We start from the raw sequence: 18065 nt of genomic DNA, 5'->3' as shown, positions 1-18065 counted from the left end.
GTGCTTTTCACCCGGATCACGTTCGAGAGAGGGCGCGGTCTTTGCCGATGCCCCGCGTGAAATATCCGGCTGCCCTCCTGTAACTGCGCCGCGTTTCGGCTGTTCCTGGCCAGCGTTCACGTTTGATAGAGCGCGCGACGACCAGTGCGAGCGACGCCAGGCCCAACATCTAGCGGCTGCAGGCGCGTCCTATTAGATCGTAGGATTAACTTGGACCTATGAAATGGATTCATGAATGGCGCAGCAAAACATCAGCGATCTCACCGCGTTCCTTGCAGTGGCGCGCGAAAGAAGCTTCACCAGGGCGGGCGCAGTTCGGAGTTTCACGGTCTGCGCTTGAGGCGCTGCGTTACCGGCGCTGATGCTTGTTGCCGGACTAACAAAGAAGGCCGCAGGTGAACCTGCGGCCCTCTCTCTTGGAAGGGTCTGTCTTAATTGCTTGTGCAGACCTTCATGGTTTTCATACTGGTTTCGGCCGCCATCCGGGTAAGCCATCCAATGATGCAGGCAACGCGCGAGAGAATCGATTGTTCCAGTTTTTCCCGATCTAGCGTGGATGAGCCGCCGGGCAAAGCGGCGGTGAGTTAGTCCTCCTGGGGTCCTTCCAGGCTCTTGAGATATTTGAGCCCCTCGACCGCCAGTAGTTCCGTGTCGGTCTCGCCCGCACTACAGCGCTGTTGGATAAAGCGTTGAAGACTGGCACGCCGCACGTCGTTCTCGTCGATACCGCTGTGGATCAGCAGGTAGACGCTCCAGGCCCGGGCAAAGGCGGCTTCTGCGACATCGGGGCTGTTCATCCAGCTCTCCTTGCAAATGCTCCGCAAGGTTACTTTGCCTATTTTTCCCGTCAACTGGCGGCAGACTATCCGCTTCTTGCTGGTCGCAGCGGCGCGAACGGGTCGCGCCCACGCGGCGCGGCCGGCTTAGCCCACGCGGATGCCAGAGCCTTTTCGGTTCTGATTGAATCAGAACCGGGCTCTGGATTCTTGTTTTGACGCGTTTTCTTGACGCGAACCGGTGTCCACCCCGGATCAAGTCCGGGGCAGGCTTTCGCTGGAAAACGCTCCAGTGGCGTTCAGCCGAGCCCCATCTCGACCGCGATCCGGATCAAGTCCGAATGGTTCTTGGCGCCGAGCTTCTGCTTGAGCAGCGAGGTGGTGTTGGCCACCGTTTTGTAAGAAATCTCCAGCGCGTCGGCGACCTCGACGATCTTGTCACCACGGCCCAACAGCCGCAGGATTTCCAGCTCGCGCGCCGTCATCAGCGATGCCGGATTGGCCTTGATCGACGCGCCTGAAAACGTCACCGCCTCCGCCAGTTGCGGTGAGATGAAATTCTCGCCGGCGGCCACCTTGCGGACGGCCCTCACCAGCATCCGGGGATCGTCGCCCTTAGAAACATAGCCTTGCGCGCCTAGCTCGATGGCGCGAACGACGAACGCCGGATCGTCATTCATGCTAAACATGATGATCCTGGCGCCCGGATCGTCCTTGCGGATGCGCCGCATCAGCTCGAACCCGGAAACGTCGGGAAGCTTGATATCGATAACCGTGACGTCGGGCTTCCTGGCAACATAGGCGCGGTGGCCGGACTTGGCGTCGGTGGCCTCCTCGATCTTGACGGAATTGTCCGAGGCGAACAGCAAACGGCAACCGGACAGGACCACCGGATGGTCGTCGACGATCAATACCTTCGTTGCCGATCTGGCGGAATTTTGCATCATCCATCCCCTTCCGGGATAAATAAGCGGTTGGCCGTATTTGAAAAGAGAAATCTTGGGTTGCGGGAACTAGAATAGTGCAAATCTGGGAAAGGCTTTCTCTTAGAACGCGGTTGTTGCTGCCGCTCGGCCTGATGTTCGTGGCCGCCCTGCTGGCTGGAGCCGTTTCGCTCCAGATCTTTGCCTCTGCGCAACTTGTGGAGGAAGCCGAACCAGGGACTCGCTCGGCCAAAACGGTCGCGACGGCGCTCAACGCTGCGCTTCGAGCCTCGGCCAATCCGCAAGCAACCCTCGATGCGTTCGTGCAATCGCTTGGAACGTCGGAGACAATCCGGTTTCGGCGCCTCGGGACTGATCTCGATGTTTACCCTCCCGAGGTGCAGACTCCCCTGGGTACGGTGCCTGAGTGGTTCGTCCACCTCCTCGCCATCCCCGAAATCGGGACAGCCTTCCCCGTGATGGTCGAGGGGAAGCAGGTCGGCGACATCGTATTTGCGCCGGACATGTCCGCCGACATTTACGAAAAGTGGATCGGATTTCTGGCGATCGCCTGCTCTGGAACTGTCCTGATGCTGCTGACGGGGGCGATTGCCCACTTCACCGTGCGCTCCGCATCGGTGCCGCTGCAAAATCTGGGTGACGGCCTGACCCGCATGCGAACGGGGAATTACGAACAGCTAATTTCCCCTGCCGGTCCGCCCGAGATCCGCAGGAGCGCGCAGGAAGCCAACGAACTCGCCCGCACCCTCAATCGCCTCAGCCAGGATAATCGTAGCCTGCTGCGCCGGATCGTGTCGCTACAGGATGACGAGCGGCAGGACATGGCGCGCGAGCTCCATGATGAGCTCGGACCGCTGCTGTTCGGGATCCGCGCCAACACGGTGGCGCTCTTGGAAACCATCCCGTCCGCTAACGCGGAGTTGAGGAGTGCGGCCGATGGCATTCTGCAGTCGGTCGAAACCTTGCAGCAGGCGAACCGCCGCATCCTCGACCGCCTGCGGCCGCTCTACATTCAGGAGCTCGGCCTGGAGAAGAGCATCCAGACGCTGCTGCGGAATGCGAAGGCGCAGTCGCCTGATCTCAAAGTGACGTCGCAGATCGACGCTGATCTGAACGAGGTCGATGGCCTGCTGTCGCAGACGGTCTATCGCGTGATCCAGGAGGCGGTGACAAATGTGCTCCGTCACGCCAAAGCGAGATCGATGCATGTCGCGGCAGGCATCAACGAGCGCGAAGTGACCGTGGAAGTATCCGACGATGGCATCGGCTTTCCGGCAGATCGGATGTTCGGCCGGGGACTGACGGGAATGCTGGAGCGCGTTCGGGCGCTGAGCGGGACGCTTGAGCTGCTGCGCGAGGCAGGGCGCACCTGCATTCGTTGCCGGCTTCCAGCAGGCGATTCCGCCTCACATTCGCAACACGCAGAACGGAGTTAACGATCAGTCGCCAATGGCGGCAACTTCCCGGCACAACGCCTGGCCCGAGGGGGCGCAGGTGGTCCGCAGGATCTTGGCGTCGCGCGAAAAGGTGAATGCGATGCGGACGGGCGCACCTTCGTGGCTCAGATAGTCGAGCACGACGCCGTCAGTGGTCGGCGTGATTTCCTCCAGCCCGAATGCGGTGGGCGCGATCGCATCGAGGCGCGGCCGCCAGTAGGATTCGAGTCCGGCGCGGCCTTCACTGACCCTGGCCTCGCCGCACCGGCATTCGGCCATCGCGTCATCAGCATAGAGGTCGAGCAATGTCACGAGGTCGCGATTGCGGCACGCGTCCAGCCAGTCGACCACCAATGCTACCCGATCGAAATCATCAGCCATTTCAGCGATCCCATCCACGTTGCCATACCTTGTCCCGAGTGCTGACGCGGGTGACGGAGTATGGCGATCGTCGTGAATGGACACTGAACGGCCTTTCTTCCGGAACTCACCATGGTACCTAATGATTGTGCGGAACAAAGGTTCCATTAGGATAGTCCGGACGAATACGGGGTCTCACGCTCGTTGCGCGCGCCACCACACACCGAACGCGACGACGACTGCAAAGGCGAGCGTGAACCAGGTGATGGCGTATTGCAAGTGATCGTCCTTGAGGTGCACGGAGAGCGGCCCGGGCTTTGGAATGCCGCTTTCGGGCACCGGTTGTTCCAGATCGACATAGAACGGCGCGACGGCCTTGCCGCCCTCGCCCCAGCCGAGCGCGCGCGCCATCGCGCGATGATCGCGGGTGAACCAAAGTCGTTTTGCCACGCTCTCCGGCGGCGTCAGCGTGCCGGCGCCCTCGGGAAAACGGATATAGCCGGTGAGCGTCGCGGGCTGTCCGGTGATCAACCGACTGATGGCGCGATCCTGCTGGCCGCGGTCCTGCATCGTGTTTTGCACAAAACCGGCATTAACCACGATGGTGCTGCCGTCGGCGAGTTGTGCTGGCAGAAAGGCCCAGGTGCCGGGACCGGAGACATCGGCGCGGACCGCGGAGCCCGCGCTATAGACCATCGCGTCCGGCAGCCGCGCATAGACCGCGGTGAAGCTGACGCGGCGGAACTCGTCCTTGGCCGGCGTCAGCGTATGCCATTGCGTTTGCGCCGGCAGGGCCTCGGGCGTGGCCGTGAGCCGCTCGTTCAACCTGGCGATCAGCGCGTGCTTCTCGGCCCGGCGCTGCAATTGCCAGACGCCAAGGCCAGCGAAGACCGCCACCATGATCAGCGTGAAGACGGCAAAGCCGGCGACCGGCCGCCGCCGTGACGAAAGGCCGGTCATTTCGGCTCGCGGTCGATCAGCCGGCCGGGCGCCGCCTTGTGATGGAATTGCAGCGCGATCAGCAGCGACTTCATCGAGCGTAACGGCAGAAGCGTGGTCGCTGCGATCAGTGGCAGCCAGAACACCGCATGCAGCCAGAACGGCGGCTGATATTTGACTTCGACGATCAGGGCGGCGGTGACCACGATGGCGCCCGCCAGCATGATGATGAAGATCGCAGGGCCGTCGCCGGAATCGATGAAGGCGTAGTCGAGCCCGCAAGCTTCGCAATTCGGGCGCAGGTCGAGGAAGCCCGCATAGAGCTTGCCCTTGCCGCAACGCGGGCAGCGACAGGCGAGGCCGCGGAGCGCGCTCTGGGTGAGTGTGGGTGAAGTGTCAGCCATCGACTTTTCCTTCCCTCTCCCCTTGTGGGAGAGGGTGGCGCCTCACGAAGTGAGGCGACGGGTGAGGGGTTCTCTCCGCGGAGACAGACCCCTCATCCGCCTTCGCTTCCGCCGCAGCCGATGCAAAGCATCGGCGTTCTGAAGAACGGCGGCCGCAGGCCGCCTATGGGCACCTTCTCCCAACCTAACTCGAGTTTACCCGAGTTAGGCATTTCAATTTGTCGAAGTCGGATAAATCCGACTTCGATGGGAGAAGGGCAAGAGAAAGGGGCGGTCCTTCCGACCGCCCCTTGTAGCACGTCAAGCCTGCATCAGTGGCCGGCTGCCGGTCCCGGGCCGCGGAACCAGACGTAGATGGTGACAAACAGGAACAGCCACACCACGTCGACGAAGTGCCAGTACCAGGCTGCGAATTCGAAACCGAGGTGCTGCTTCGGCGTGAAGTGGCCGGCATAGGCGCGGAACAGGCAGACCAACAGGAACACAGTGCCGACCAGCACGTGGAAGCCATGGAAGCCGGTGGCCATGAAGAAGGTCGCGCCGTAGACGTTGCCCGAGAACGAAAATGTGGCGTGGGCATATTCGTAGGCCTGCACGGCGGTGAAACAGGCGCCGAGCACGACGGTGAGGATCAGGCCGTATTTCAGGCCCTGGCGATCGTTCTCGAGCAGCGCGTGGTGCGCCCAGGTCACCGTGGTGCCCGAGGTCAGCAGCAACAGCGTGTTGAGCAGCGGCAGGTGCCAGGGATCGAAGGTCTCGATGCCCTTCGGCGGCCAGGTACCCGGCACCGGGCAGGCACCGGCAGCCGTTCCCGGACCGCAACCGAACACCGCGTCGCGGGTGGCGTGGACCGCATCCGCAGGGAACAGCGCGGAATTAAAGAACGCCCAGAACCAGGCGACAAAGAACATCACCTCGGAGGCGATGAACAGGATCATGCCGTAGCGGTGGCTGATCTGCACCACGCGGGTGTGGTCGCCCTTGTACTGGGCTTCGCGGATCACGTCGCCCCACCAGCTCGCCATGGTGTAGAGCACGCCGATGGTCCCGACACCGAAGATGATCGGGGCGGCGGCGAACATGTGATGCATCCAGGCGATCGCGCCCACGGCCATGATGAAGGCCGAGATCGAGCCGACGACCGGCCACGGGCTCGGATCGACGAGGTGGTAGTCGTGGTGCTTCGCGTGCGCCGTAGCCATTGCGGTCTCTCTCCGTTAGGTGTGCCGTTCCCTTCGGCACATATTCGTCTCAACAATCAAAAACGCGAAATCCCGATCAGATACGGAATTCCGAGGTTAGAGGTTTCCCTTGCGCTTATCGGTTTCGCCGGCCGCAAGCGGCTTCGGCGCCGGTTCGCGCACGGGGTAGAAGGTGTAGGATAGCGTAATCGTCTTCAGTCCATCGTTCTCGCTGTCTTTCGCCAGCGCCGGATCGACATAGAACACCACGGGCATCTCGCGCTTCTCGCCGGGGCCCATGGTCTGTTCGGTGAAGCAGAAGCAGTTGATCTTCTGGAAATAGGCGCCGACGGTGAGCGGCGCGACGTTGTAGGCGGCAACGCCGGCGGTGGCACGCGCGGCCTGGTTGGTCACGGTATAGAAGACGGTGACGACCTCGCCGATGCGGACTTCGATCTCGTTCTGCTCGGGCACGAACTTCCAGGGCAGTCCGGGACCGACATTGGCGTCGAACCGCACCGCGATCTTGCGCTCCAGCGGCGCGTCAGACGGTGCCGAGGTCGCAACCTGGGTGGTGCCGTTGAAGCCGGTGGCGCGGCAGAACCAGTTGTAGAACGGCACGGCGGCATAGGACGCGCCGACCATCAACACCACGACGAAGCCGCAGATCGAGGCGACGGCCGCATCGCGCGTCAAGGTACGGCGCGAGGCAACCCTCTCGCCTTCCGCCCTGCCCTCGCTGACCTGCGGCTCGTTCTGCATCTCAATCACTCAATCACAACGGACGGACGAGAACGCCCGGCCCCTTGACCATGGTGACTGCGAAAAACAGTACGACGAGGACGCCGAGCGCGAGCGCAATGGCGATCGAGCGCTGACGGCGGCTTCTTTTCTGCGCCTCGGTGAGGACGATTCCATCTGGCTTGCGCTTGTCGTCCATGAGCGTTCCATGCGCCCCCTACCCGACCATAGCTACGACGGCGCGTATCACGACCTCGAGCAAGAGCGTCGCAAACAGCGCGAACAGATAGAGGATCGAGAAGGCAAACAGCCGGCGCGTCGCGCGGCTCGCCTGCTTGCCCTCGCGGTGACGATAGACCTCGATCGCAAGCCACATCATGCCGGCACCGAGCGTCAGCGAGGTGACGCCGTAAACCGCGTCGAAATAGCCGAGCGGCCAGGGCGCGGCCGCGATCGCGACCAGCACGATCGTGTAAAGCAGGATCTGCAGCCGCGTCGCGTCGGGGCCCGCGACCACGGGCAGCATCGGAATGCCAGCGCGGGCATAATCGTCGCTGCGGAACAGCGCCAGCGCCCAGAAATGCGGCGGGGTCCAGAAGAAGATGATGAGGAACAGGAGCAGCGGCTCCATCGACAGCGAGCCGGTGGCCGCGGCCCACGCCACGACAGGGGGCAGCGCGCCGGCGGCACCGCCGATCACGATGTTCTGCGCGGTCGAGCGCTTCAGCCACATCGTGTAGATCACCACGTAGAAGAAGATCGTGAACGCCAGCAGCGCGCCGGCGAGCCAGTTGACGAGGGTACCGAGCGTCATCACCGAGAAGAACGACAGGATCAGGCCGAACGCCATGGCCTCGCCCTGCGTGATGCGTCCCCGCGGGATCGGCCGGTTGGCGGTGCGCGACATCAAAGCGTCGATATCGCCCTCCAGGGCCATGTTCATCGCGCCCGAGGCGCCGGCCCCGACCGCGATGCAAAGGATCGAGGTGAAGGCGATGACCGGATGGACGTGGCCGGGCGCGATGAAGAGACCGACCAGCGCGGTGAAGATCACAAGCGACATCACCCGCGGCTTCAGCAGCGCGAAGTAATCACCGACATCAGCCTCGGAAATCCGAGGCAGGGCATCGATGGCGTTGTGGTCGACTACCGACAAGATTTATCTCGCTTCACTAAAGCCGCGGCGCGCAACGATGGCGCGCCGCGAACAACCGTTTACTGCACGCGCGGCAGCACTTCGAACTGGTGGAAGGGCGGCGGCGACGTTAGCGTCCATTCCAGCGTGGTGGCGCCGGCGCCCCACGGATTGTTGGCAGCCGCCTGCTTCTTCACGAAGGCATCGACCACGCCGTAGATGAAGATCAGCACGCCGAAGCCCGAAATGTACGAGCCGACCGAGGACACCAGGTTCCAGCCCGCGAACGCGTCGGGATAGTCGACATAGCGGCGCGGCATGCCCGACAGGCCGAGGAAGTGCTGCGGGAAGAACACCAGGTTGACGCCGATGAACGTGACCCAGAAGTGCAGCTTGCCGATGGCTTCCGAATACATGTAGCCGGACATCTTCGGGAACCAGTAGTACCAGCCCGCGAAGATCGCGAACACCGCGCCCAGCGACAGCACGTAGTGGAAGTGCGCGACCACATAGTACGTATCCTGCAGCACGCGATCGACGCCGGCATTCGCCAGCACGACGCCGGTGACGCCGCCGACCGTGAACAGGAAAATGAAGCCGATCGCCCACAGCATCGGCGTGCGGAATTCGATCGAGCCGCCCCACATCGTGGCGATCCAGGAGAAGATCTTCACGCCGGTCGGCACCGCGATCACCATGGTGGCGGCGACGAAATAGGCCTGCGTCGCGCTGGACATGCCGACCGTGTACATGTGGTGCGCCCACACCACGAAGCCGATGCCGCCGATCGCGACCATGGCGTAGGCCATGCCGAGGTAGCCGAACACGGGCTTGCGCGAGAAGGTGGAGACGATCTGGCTGATCATGCCGAAGCCGGGCAGGATCAGGATGTACACTTCGGGATGGCCGAAGAACCAGAACAGATGCTGGAACAGCACCGGATCGCCGCCGCCATCGGCGGAGAAGAAGGTGGTGCCGAAATTACGGTCGGTGAGCAGCATGGTGATGGCACCGGCGAGCACCGGCAGCGACAGCAACAGCAGGAACACCGTCACCAGGATCGACCACACGAACAGCGGCATCTTGTGCAGGGTCATGCCCGGTGCGCGCATGTTGAAGATCGTGGTGATGAAGTTGATGGCGCCGAGGATCGACGAGGCACCGGCAATGTGCAGCGAGAGTATCGCAAAGTCGACCGCCGGTCCCGGATGGCCCGAGGTCGATAGCGGCGCGTAGATGGTCCAGCCCGCGCCGACGCCGTTGGCGCCCGGCTCACCCTCAACGAAGGTGGACATCAACAAGAGCGCGAAGGAGGCCGGCAACAGCCAGAACGAGATGTTGTTCATGCGCGGGAACGCCATGTCGGGCGCGCCGATCATCAGCGGTACGAACCAGTTGCCGAAGCCGCCGATCATCGCAGGCATCACCATGAAGAAGATCATGATCAGGCCGTGCGAGGTCACGAACACATTGTAGGTGTGGGATTCGTGGAAGAACTGGACGCCGGGATACATCAGTTCGATGCGAATCGCGATCGACATCGCAGCCCCGATGATGCCCGCGAAGATCGCGAAGATAAGGTACATCGTGCCGATGTCCTTATGGTTCGTCGAATAGAGCCAGCGCCGCCATCCCGTCGGATTGGCATGCGCATGGTCATCATGGGCGTGATCGTGGTGTGTCGCTGCCGTCGTTGCCATTTTGTAATCCTGCCTTGCAGTCCCTTTTCGGACCTTTTCAGGTCCGGTCGCCCTTGTCCCTTGCTTGTCCCTTGGCCCGCGCCTTACTGCGCGACCTGACCACCAGCCGAGGCGTAGGTGTTCGCCGGGTTGGCCGCATACTTCTTCTTCGCCGCCTCAACCCACTCGGCGAATTCCTGATCGCTGACCACCTTGACCGCGATCGGCATGAAGGCGTGATCCTTGCCGCACAGTTCCGAGCACTGACCGTAATACATGCCGGTCTTGGTCGCCTTGAACCAGGTCTCGTTGAGACGGCCGGGGATCGAGTCGATCTTGATGCCGAACGAGGGCACCGCAAACGCGTGGATCACGTCGGCGCCGGTGGTCTGGACCCGGATCACCTTGTTGACCGGCACCACCATTTCGTTGTCGACGCCGAGCAGGCGCGGCTGCTTGTCCTGCGCCATCAGCGAATCGAACTCGAACTTGCCGTTATCCGGGTAGGCGTAGCTCCAGTACCACTGCTTGCCGGTGACCTTGACGGTCAGGTCGGCCTTGGGAACGTCGAGCTGCTGGAACAGGAGGCGGAACGACGGCACCGCGATGCCAACCAGGATCAGCACCGGGATCAGCGTCCAGGCCACCTCGATCAGCGTGTGGTGGGTGGTCCGGGAGGGCACCGGATTGGCCCTGGCGTTGAACTTCACGACCACGATGACCAACAGCGCCAGCACGAACAGGGTGATCAGCGTGATGATCACCAGCAGCAAATTGTGGAAGCTGATGATGTTTTCCATCACCGGGGTCGCGGCTTCCTGCAGCGTGATTTCCCACGGCTTTGGCTGCTGCCCAAAAGCCGTCCCGCCGGAGACGAGCGCCATGCCCGCTACCGCCAACCCCAGCAACCGCCGGCCCATCGGGCCATTCGACATCTTCATGCCGCTCGCGCTCCTTTAGAAAAAATCCCCAAAGCATTTCGGCCGGATGGCCGGAAATGCCGCACGATCCGCCCTCACAAACGGCCTACCGGAGGTACTTTTGGAAGTACACCTTCGAAAGTACCTGCAACAGTATTGCTGCAGCACCCCGGGCCAGATCGTTAGAACGCGTCGAAATCCAGCCTCTCAAACCATAATTCTAAGGCTCTCGCAATGCAGTAGTGGAGCGCAAAGCCATGCGTCACCTGCTATTCGCCGGACGTCGGATTTTCCTGACAAATCAGGCAAAACCTGCCGTTTGGCAGCCCTGCACCGCTTGACAGCCCGATTGCCGGATGTAGGCACAGTCACGGCGCTCCCGAGCGAGCTGATTCGCCTGGGCCCATGGTCCTCGATGGCGTGGATTGGCTCCCGGACTGCCTTCAAGGCGCCGTCATTGCGTATCAGTCCGGGTAAGTCCAGTTACAAAATATGTGCTGCCGGCGCTGCCGGAAATCGTGAGAGGATCGACCCGGATGGGGCGTTCGAAACATAGGGCGGGACCACATCAGGCAGGATATCGTCTGGAACCGGCCCGCTGGCTCGGCGGCCTGCTCGCCGTGGCCTTCCTGCTCGGCCTGACCCAGGTGGCGAACGCGCAAGGCGCGGTACGGTCGGTCCATGGCGACTGGCAAATCCGCTGCGACACCCCGCCCGGCGCCCAAGGCGAGCAATGCGCGCTCATCCAGAGCGTGGTCGCCGAGGACCGCTCCAACGCCGGCCTGACCGTGATCGTGCTGAAAACCGCCGACCAGAAGAGCAAGCTGATGCGGGTGGTCGCCCCCCTCGGCGTGCTCTTGCCCTCCGGCCTTGGGCTCAAGCTCGACAACCAGGACGTCGGCCGCGCCGGGTTTGTCCGCTGCCTGCCGAATGGCTGCGTCGCCGAGGTGGTGATGGACGAGAAACTCTTAGGCCAGCTCCGGGGCGCCAAGACGGCGACTTTTATTATCTTTGAGACGCCCGAAGAGGGCATCGGGTTTCCGCTCAGCCTGAACGGGCTGGGTGAGGGGTATGACAAGCTGCCGTGAGGGCGAGCCGATAGTTCCGCAAGGTCCGACTGATCGACTTAACCGGCAGTGCCGTAGTAGTCGAGCAGCCGGCGCGCCTCGATGGAAAGCCAGTCTGCTTCACCGCTGATATAGCCTTCGACTTGCCCGGTGATGCCGATCAAAAAGGTAATGGGCATGCCATAGAGCGCGAACGGCGTGTCGGCTTGGCCGCTGGCGCCGGCTCTTGCCACAAGTCCTTGCGGATCAAGCCCGATCGCAAGGCGCCGAAGCTTCAGCCCCTTTACGAAAGGCGCGACGACCGAGCGGTCGCGATCCGTCGCCACGGCGATCACCATGAGATTCCTGACGTCACTCGCCGCCAGACTGTCCAGCATCGGCAGTTCGGTCCGGCAGGCCGGACACCAGGTCGCCCAGAAATTGACGAGCACCACTTTTCCCTTCAAGGAGGTCAAATCGATCGCGCCGCCGGAGAGACGCGGGATCGGCACAGACGGGACAGGCCTTGCGCCACGAAGCTGGATGAACTGATGCCGGGAGGTGGCGAATGGCGGCGGACCAGCGGCCGCGGCGCGCGTTGATGCGGCCGGGATCGCAACCGAGGCGCCGGCCCCGAGCAGCCCTGCAACGACCGTGCGGCGTGTTGGCCCGCGATGTGGCGTCATGGTTCGTGTCCGTTTGTCATGACCGGATGTAGGACCAGCCGGCTTCCTGCAATTCGATGATGCGTCCGGGCCCGCTCGGCACCAGATCGACATTATCGATCAGCGTGATCGGACGGCCCTCGCTGCGCTGCATGCCCTGCTTTGTCGCATCGCAGACCACGAAGCGGATGTTCGGATTCACCGCCCTTACCACCTGCAGCATATCCTTCACCGGCGACGTGTCGGCACGGAACATGTGAACGCCGGCATTGTAGGCAACGACCTCGATCATAAACGGCTCGTTGCGCTCCTGGTAGTACTTCGGAAGGTTGAGCGAGGTCGAGATCAAGGCGCGCATCGTGGTGGGATCGTCGCTATTGATCGGCAGCACCAGCCGATGCACCGGCGGCAAAGTGCGCTTCGCCTCCGGTTTCGAGACAGCGGAGCCCGGCTCGGTCAGCAACAACGTCACGACCAGCGGCACGATGAAGGTCAGAGCCAGCCCGACCCATTTAATTACCCGGCGGAAAGACAGATGCATTGTCGCTGCTTCAAAACGCCTTGGCGAGGGAGACAATCGCCCCACGCTGCGAATAGGCCACGAGCGCGTTCAACACGAGCAGGACGATTGCCGGTACCGGTGATCCGCCGATGACGAACAGATGCGTGATCACGGCGCCGATCATGATGCAGATCAGCAGCAGCGCGCCGAAAGCCGCCTTTCGTGGAAGCAGCAGCAGGATTGCCCCGATGATCTCGAGACTGCCGGTCAAATAGCGAAACCATTGGCCGAGCCCAATGTGGTGAAACTCGTCCACCATCATCGGCACGCCGTAGAGCTTGGCGCCCCCGGCCCCCAGAAACGCCAGCGCCAGCAATCCTCTGACAATCCACACGCCAACATGGGTCCAACGGCGCCCGGCAGGCACAGCAACGTCCGACATCGAATACTCCCGAATGTTGAGAAGCAGTCCCCAGGTGTCCAAGACTTAAGGCGCCCAAGGCTTTCAAAATCAAAATTCGGTACTAAGATGAAATTGACAAGTAGGATGATTTTTCTGGTGTAGTATGAAAAAGCAGACCAATGAAGATAGTGCGGAGGAATGCCCCTCCGAGCGGGCCAGGCACCAGCTTCACCGCGCGCTTCGCCTGCTCTCCGGCAAGTGGAAGGGCGAAATCCTATGGCAGTTGGTCGAGGGCAAGCAGCGTTTCGGCCAATTGCGGCGCGCCATTCCCGACGTGACGCAGCACATGCTGACCACACAATTGCGCGATCTCGAAAACGAAGGCCTGGTGAAACGCACGGTGTTCGCCGAAGTGCCGCCCCGCGTCGAATATGAGATGACACCCGCGGCGAAGGCCCTGAGACCTGTGTTCGAAGAGCTGTCGCGCTGGGCCAATGCGCACGGCAGGCTGGATCCAGATCCGGATGTTGCGGATGCGGCCGGCAAAGGACATGACAAAGGGCTGTGAGGGACCCTCCCCTTTTGCGGCGGCATGACTATCTTCCGGGATCGTCGTCCCTGCGAACGCAGGGACCCATAACCACAGATGTCCGCGTTGTAATGTGAACTCGCCGGACGTCTGCGCTTACAATCGGCGCTTGTGGTTATGGGTCCCCGCGTTCGCGGGGACGACGGCAAACATTCGCATCGGAGCCTGCATGACCAATCTCGCCACCACCTCCCTGCTTGACCGCGCCAATCTCGACCGCGATGCCGTCAGACGCGAGATCACGCGGGGCCTTTTGGGCGCCGACGACGGCGAGCTGTTTCTGGAATACGGCCAGACCGAAGCGCTCGGTTTCGATAATGGGCGCTTGAAGCAGGCGACCTATGACACCTCGCAGGGATTTGGCCTGCGCGCGGTGAAGGACGACGCGGTCGGCTACGCGCATTCCTCCGACGTGTCGCTGCCGGCGCTGATCCGCGCGGCGGACGCGGTCGCCGCGGTCCGCGGCGGCTACAGCGGCAATTTTGCCGCTGCTCCGCCGCATACTAATGTGCGGCTCTATGGCGACGAGAATCCTTTGGATGCGCCGGGGTTCGAAGCCAAGGTCAAGCTGCTGGCAGAGATCGACGCCTATGTCCGCGACAAGGATCCGCGGGTGCGGCAGGCTTCCATCAGCCTGGGCGCCACCTGGCAGGTGGTGGAAATTTTGCGGCCCGACGGCGAGAGCTATCGCGACATCCGCCCATTGGTGCGCGTGAATATTTCCGTGGTCGCCGGACAAGGCGACCGGCAGGAAAGCGGCAGCAAGGGTTATGGCGGCCGCGAGGGCTATGCGCGCTTCATCGAAACCAAGGCGTGGCGCGAGGCTGCCGACGGCGCCATCCGCGAGGCGCTGGTCAATCTGGAATCGGTGCCTGCGCCCGCGGGCGAAATGGACGTGGTGCTGGGCGCCGGCTGGCCCGGCGTGATGCTGCATGAAGCGGTCGGTCATGGCCTCGAAGGCGACTTCAACCGCAAGCAGACGTCAGCTTTCGCAGGGCTGATGGGCAAGCAGGTCGCGGCCAAGGGCGTCACCGTCGTCGACGACGGCACCATCGCGTCGCGGCGTGGTTCGCTCTCGATTGACGACGAGGGCACGCCGACCAACCGCACCGTGCTGATCGAGGACGGCATTCTGGTCGGCTACATGCAGGACCGCCAGAACGCGCGGCTGATGAACATGAAGCCTACCGGCAATGGCCGTCGCCAAAGCTATGCCCATGTGCCGATGCCGCGCATGACCAACACCTACATGCTGGCCGGGAATCGCGATCCGGCAGAGATCATCGCGTCGGTGAAGAACGGCGTCTATGCCGCGAATTTCGGCGGCGGCCAGGTCGACATCACCTCGGGCAAGTATGTGTTCCAGTGCACCGAGGCCTACAAAATCGAGAACGGCAAGCTCGGCGCGCCCTTGAAGGGCGCAATGCTGATCGGCAACGGGCCGACCGACCTGCACCGCATCACCATGGTCGGCAACGATCTGGCGCTCGATACCGGCATCGGCACCTGTGGCAAGAACGGCCAGGGCGTGCCGGTCGGCGTCGGCCAGCCGACGCTGCGGATGGAAAGGATCACGGTCGGAGGAACGGGCTAGTGAGCGACGAGAAACTGGTAGGTGATCAAAAGGACGCTTCTCTCGGCAAGGTAGCGAGCTGGCGCGCCCAGGCCGTGCAACTGGCGGCGATCGTTGCCGTCGTCTTCATCGCCAAGGGCGCGCTGGCCGAACCGTTTTACGTGCCGTCCGGTTCGATGGAGCCGACGCTTCTGATCGGCGATGCGCTGCTCGCCTCCAAATATCCTTATGGCTACGGCGCGGCGTCGTTGCCGATCCAGATCACGCTGCCCGAAACTGGCAGGCTGTTCGGCGAGACACCGAAGCGCGGCGACGTCGTCGTGTTCCGCTGGCCGGGCGACCGCTCGCAGGCCTGGGTCAAGCGCGTGGTCGGATTGCCGGGCGACCGCATCCAGATGCGGCAGGGCCAGCTCTTCATCAACAACCACGCCGCGACGTTGAAGCCGGACGGCGTGGCGCAGGCCGAAGACGATCGCGGCAATACCGAACGGGCCTATCGCTTTGTCGAGACGCTGCCGAACGGCGTCAGCCACGCCATCTTCAAGATGCGCGACAATGGAAGGCTCGACAACACGCCCGAGGTAATCGTGCCGCCGGGCAAACTATTCGTGCTCGGCGACAACAGGGACAATTCCGCCGACAGCCGCGTCTCCGTGCGCGACGGCGGCGTGGGATTGTTGCCGATCGACAATCTGATCGGCCGCGCCGACGCCGTGGTCGGCTCCTGGGATCTCGGCATGCGCAACCAGCCGGTATGGACCTGGCTGTCGGGTTTCCGGCTGGCGCGGTTTTTTACGTCCGTGCATTGAGCGGAACGGCGTAGCGGAAAGTAGGGTGGGCAAAGGCGCATTGGCGCCGTGCCCACCATCTCGCCGTTTGCCCACCATACGGCGCCAGCCATGACCTTCGACGATGTCCGAAAAATCGCGTTGGCCTGGCCGGAGGTCGAGGACGGCACTTCCTACGGCACGCCGGCCTTGAAGGTGCGCAAGAAGATGCTCGTGCGGCTGAAGGAGGACGGCGACAGCCTGGTGATGCCGGGCGTGCCAAGGGATGAGCGCGAGATGCTGGTGGAAAGCCAGCCGAAGGTATTTTACTTCACCGATCACTACCGCGATTATCCGATCGTGCTGATCCGCCTCTCGAAGGCCAGCCGCGCCGCCGTCGAGCCGCTGTTGCGCCGGCACTGGCGCACGCTGGCGTCGAAGAAGGCGGTGAAAGAATTCGACGGGAATTTGTAGGGTGGGCAAAGGCGCACTTGCGCCGTGCCCACCATCCCGCTTCAGTCAAACCTCATCCTGAGGAGCATCGCAAAGCGATGCATCTCGAAGGATGAATGGCACCAGCGGGGCCACATGGTTCGAGACGGCGCTAAAGCGCCTCCTCACCATGAGGGTTTCAAAACTTTGCAAGCGGCCCCCATGAATCAAGCCGAATTCCTCGCCGCCGCCTTACAGAATCCCATCAACGAAATCATCACCGAGGAACTGTTTCGGCTGTCGCTGCCGGACGCGTGGCTGGTCTCCGGCTGTCTCGTGCAGACGGTGTGGAACGTGCTGACCAAGCACGCGGTCGATTACGGCATCAACGATTACGACGTGTTCTATTTCGATCCCGATACGTCCTGGGAAGCCGAGGATGCCATCATCCGCACGCTAGCGCAGCGCTTTTCAAGCCGCGGCATCGCGGTCGAGGCGCGCAACCAGGCGCGCGTGCACCTCTGGTACCCGGAGAAACATGGCCTGCCCTACCCGCCGTTGCGTTGCTCGACCGATGGCATCGGTCGTTTTCTGACCAAGAACACCCAGATCGGAATCCGGCGCACACGGGATGGCTATGAGGTTTACGCGCCGAATGGTTTTGATGATGCCGCTGGGATGATCGCGCGGCCCAACCCGGGGACCGAATTTTTCCGCGGCGAATTACGCGGCGAAAGCGGCGCGATGGAAGGCGTTGTGGCCGGAGCTCACGGTACTGGCGGCGGAATGAAGCCGTAGCCGTCACCGTCGTCCCTGCGGCGGCCGGCCGCTACCTCACCACGCCTGAGGTAAATCCCGCCTTCCTTCGCGGCGGCTTGATGTCTTTCTTCAGGAAGCAATGGGCGTCTTTGCCGGCGTAGCCGGGGCGCGCGTAGGTCCAGGCCCGGCATTTGTTGTCGGCGGCGCAGGCGGCCTTGCAGACGTCATCGCCGTCGCCGTCCTTGAGGTCGAAATTCTTGTAATCGCCGCCGACGCGGTCGATTGAGGTTTCAACGCTGTCATTGCGGCGCTCGACCACGCCGGCGCCGCGCACGCCAGAAACGCAGCAATCGCCGCTCTTGACTCGGGGCGGCACGCTGCCCTTCAGCCAGCAGACCGCGCCCTTGATCAAGCCGGTCGGATAGTTGAAGCTCCAGGCGCGGCAGCGCCGATCGCGCTCGCAGATCAGTGCGCATTCCGCCGGATCGCCCGAGACCACGGGCGCGCTGAGATAGTCGCCGCCGGGACGGTCGAAATTGGCCTGCGCCAGCGCCGGGCGCGCGCATACGGCCGCCGCCAAGAAGGCGAGCGCCACCATACACGCCCTGAGCAGGCGACCAGTCTCCATCTGCGGTTGCTTTCGAATGCGCGTTGTCAGCGCGGGATGACTTTCCTCGAAAAAGTCGTCCCACCCTCAGCCCATTGACTCAGCATGATTTTTCGAGGGACCGGCAGGCGGTCGGTCGGATCATGCTGGATCGGCCGTCATTTGAGCGCCATCAACCTGTACGGCGGATGAACGGCCCGAAGACCA

21 protein-coding genes and 2 pseudogenes are annotated in these 18065 nt (G+C 62.7%); 8 read left to right on the top strand and 15 right to left on the bottom strand.

Annotation, left to right across the window (positions count from 1 at the left end; all coding sequences use genetic code 11):
• Positions 1-235: 235 nt before the first annotated feature.
• A pseudogene (locus YUO_RS48915) lies at positions 236-338 on the top strand (LysR family transcriptional regulator); the annotation flags it as partial.
• A gap of 246 nt (positions 339-584) precedes the next feature.
• Here YUO_RS48915 and YUO_RS40780 read toward each other — a convergent pair.
• Both YUO_RS40780 and YUO_RS0115100 read right to left on the bottom strand, forming a co-directional pair.
• Positions 585-797 (bottom strand): hypothetical protein, encoded by a 213-nt coding sequence (locus YUO_RS40780; RefSeq protein ID WP_035726826.1) that lies wholly within the window; start codon positions 795-797, stop codon positions 585-587.
• A 278-nt stretch (positions 798-1075) separates the two neighbouring features.
• The gene (locus tag YUO_RS0115100) at positions 1076-1720 is read right to left on the bottom strand and encodes a response regulator transcription factor (protein WP_028348027.1); all 645 of its coding nucleotides are present in this window, start codon (positions 1718-1720) and stop codon (positions 1076-1078) included.
• 113 nt (positions 1721-1833) lie between these two features.
• On the opposite strand from YUO_RS0115100, the gene YUO_RS0115095 reads away from it, so the two are divergent.
• Positions 1834-3156: a histidine kinase gene (locus tag YUO_RS0115095; RefSeq protein ID WP_347335932.1), complete on the top strand. Its 1323-nt coding sequence runs from the start codon at positions 1834-1836 to the stop codon at positions 3154-3156.
• 3 nt (positions 3157-3159) lie between these two features.
• Here the strand turns inward: YUO_RS0115095 and YUO_RS40775 are convergent, their stop codons facing one another.
• The 9 genes from YUO_RS40775 to coxB form a co-directional block, all read right to left on the bottom strand.
• Positions 3160-3537 carry a nuclear transport factor 2 family protein gene (locus tag YUO_RS40775; protein ID WP_035726771.1) on the bottom strand — a complete coding sequence of 126 codons (378 nt, stop codon included), beginning with the start codon at positions 3535-3537 and terminating at the stop codon, positions 3160-3162.
• Between the two features lie 174 nt (positions 3538-3711).
• Positions 3712-4476 (bottom strand): SURF1 family protein, encoded by a 765-nt coding sequence (locus YUO_RS0115085; RefSeq protein WP_028348025.1) that lies wholly within the window; start codon positions 4474-4476, stop codon positions 3712-3714.
• A complete protein-coding gene (locus YUO_RS0115080) occupies positions 4473-4859 on the bottom strand; it encodes a DUF983 domain-containing protein (RefSeq protein WP_028348024.1) in 387 nt (128 codons plus the stop codon). Before YUO_RS0115080 ends, YUO_RS0115085 begins: the two co-directional genes overlap by 4 nt.
• Before the next feature lie 311 nt (positions 4860-5170).
• A complete protein-coding gene (locus YUO_RS0115075; RefSeq protein ID WP_028348023.1) occupies positions 5171-6061 on the bottom strand; it encodes a cytochrome c oxidase subunit 3 in 891 nt (296 codons plus the stop codon).
• A gap of 96 nt (positions 6062-6157) precedes the next feature.
• Entirely contained in the window at positions 6158-6802 is a 645-nt protein-coding gene (locus YUO_RS0115070) for a cytochrome c oxidase assembly protein (RefSeq protein WP_028348022.1), read from the bottom strand.
• A gap of 13 nt (positions 6803-6815) precedes the next feature.
• Positions 6816-6980, bottom strand: coding sequence for a hypothetical protein (locus tag YUO_RS0115065; protein ID WP_028348021.1), 165 nt, complete (start codon positions 6978-6980; stop codon positions 6816-6818).
• An 18-nt stretch (positions 6981-6998) separates the two neighbouring features.
• Positions 6999-7937, bottom strand: coding sequence for a heme o synthase (locus YUO_RS0115060; protein ID WP_028348020.1), 939 nt, complete (start codon positions 7935-7937; stop codon positions 6999-7001).
• 59 nt (positions 7938-7996) lie between these two features.
• Entirely contained in the window at positions 7997-9616 is a 1620-nt protein-coding gene (gene ctaD, locus YUO_RS0115055; RefSeq protein ID WP_028348019.1) for a cytochrome c oxidase subunit I, read from the bottom strand.
• A gap of 83 nt (positions 9617-9699) precedes the next feature.
• A complete protein-coding gene (coxB, locus tag YUO_RS0115050) occupies positions 9700-10536 on the bottom strand; it encodes a cytochrome c oxidase subunit II (RefSeq protein ID WP_028348018.1) in 837 nt (278 codons plus the stop codon).
• 515 nt (positions 10537-11051) lie between these two features.
• On the opposite strand from coxB, the gene YUO_RS0115045 reads away from it, so the two are divergent.
• Positions 11052-11603 carry an invasion associated locus B family protein gene (locus YUO_RS0115045; protein ID WP_028348017.1) on the top strand — a complete coding sequence of 184 codons (552 nt, stop codon included), beginning with the start codon at positions 11052-11054 and terminating at the stop codon, positions 11601-11603.
• 38 nt (positions 11604-11641) lie between these two features.
• Here YUO_RS0115045 and YUO_RS0115040 read toward each other — a convergent pair whose 3' ends face one another.
• The 3 genes from YUO_RS0115040 to YUO_RS0115030 are packed head-to-tail and all read right to left on the bottom strand — an operon-like array spanning position 11642 to position 13170.
• Entirely contained in the window at positions 11642-12247 is a 606-nt protein-coding gene (locus YUO_RS0115040; RefSeq protein ID WP_028348016.1) for a TlpA family protein disulfide reductase, read from the bottom strand.
• 16 nt (positions 12248-12263) lie between these two features.
• Positions 12264-12767, bottom strand: coding sequence for a DsrE family protein (locus YUO_RS0115035; protein WP_028348015.1), 504 nt, complete (start codon positions 12765-12767; stop codon positions 12264-12266).
• A gap of 10 nt (positions 12768-12777) precedes the next feature.
• Positions 12778-13170, bottom strand: a complete 393-nt coding sequence (locus YUO_RS0115030; RefSeq protein WP_035726822.1) for a DoxX family protein — start codon at positions 13168-13170, stop codon at positions 12778-12780.
• A gap of 124 nt (positions 13171-13294) precedes the next feature.
• Between YUO_RS0115030 and YUO_RS40770 the strand changes: the two genes are divergently transcribed.
• The 5 genes and pseudogenes from YUO_RS40770 to YUO_RS40765 all read left to right on the top strand — a co-directional run bounded on the left by YUO_RS40770 (position 13295) and on the right by YUO_RS40765 (position 17282).
• Entirely contained in the window at positions 13295-13699 is a 405-nt protein-coding gene (locus tag YUO_RS40770; protein ID WP_051379445.1) for a winged helix-turn-helix transcriptional regulator, read from the top strand.
• A gap of 190 nt (positions 13700-13889) precedes the next feature.
• Positions 13890-15314: a metalloprotease TldD gene (gene tldD, locus YUO_RS0115020; RefSeq protein ID WP_028348013.1), complete on the top strand. Its 1425-nt coding sequence runs from the start codon at positions 13890-13892 to the stop codon at positions 15312-15314.
• A complete protein-coding gene (gene lepB / locus YUO_RS0115015) occupies positions 15314-16102 on the top strand; it encodes a signal peptidase I (RefSeq protein WP_028348012.1) in 789 nt (262 codons plus the stop codon). The genes tldD and lepB overlap by 1 nt, the downstream gene beginning before the upstream one ends.
• A gap of 90 nt (positions 16103-16192) precedes the next feature.
• Positions 16193-16534, top strand: a complete 342-nt coding sequence (locus YUO_RS0115010; protein WP_028348011.1) for an MmcQ/YjbR family DNA-binding protein — start codon at positions 16193-16195, stop codon at positions 16532-16534.
• Positions 16535-16714: 180 nt separating this feature from the next.
• Positions 16715-17282, top strand: a pseudogene (locus YUO_RS40765) (nucleotidyltransferase family protein).
• A 39-nt stretch (positions 17283-17321) separates the two neighbouring features.
• Here YUO_RS40765 and YUO_RS0115000 read toward each other — a convergent pair.
• The gene (locus tag YUO_RS0115000) at positions 17322-17849 is read right to left on the bottom strand and encodes a PAN domain-containing protein (RefSeq protein ID WP_156908648.1); all 528 of its coding nucleotides are present in this window, start codon (positions 17847-17849) and stop codon (positions 17322-17324) included.
• Positions 17850-18065 lie beyond the last annotated feature (216 nt).

The organism is Bradyrhizobium murdochi (assembly GCF_000472965.1).
GTDB classification, from domain to species: domain Bacteria; phylum Pseudomonadota; class Alphaproteobacteria; order Rhizobiales; family Xanthobacteraceae; genus Bradyrhizobium; species Bradyrhizobium murdochi.
Note: the sequence above shows the minus strand (reverse complement) of the source record. Positions and strands in the feature narration are given on the sequence as shown.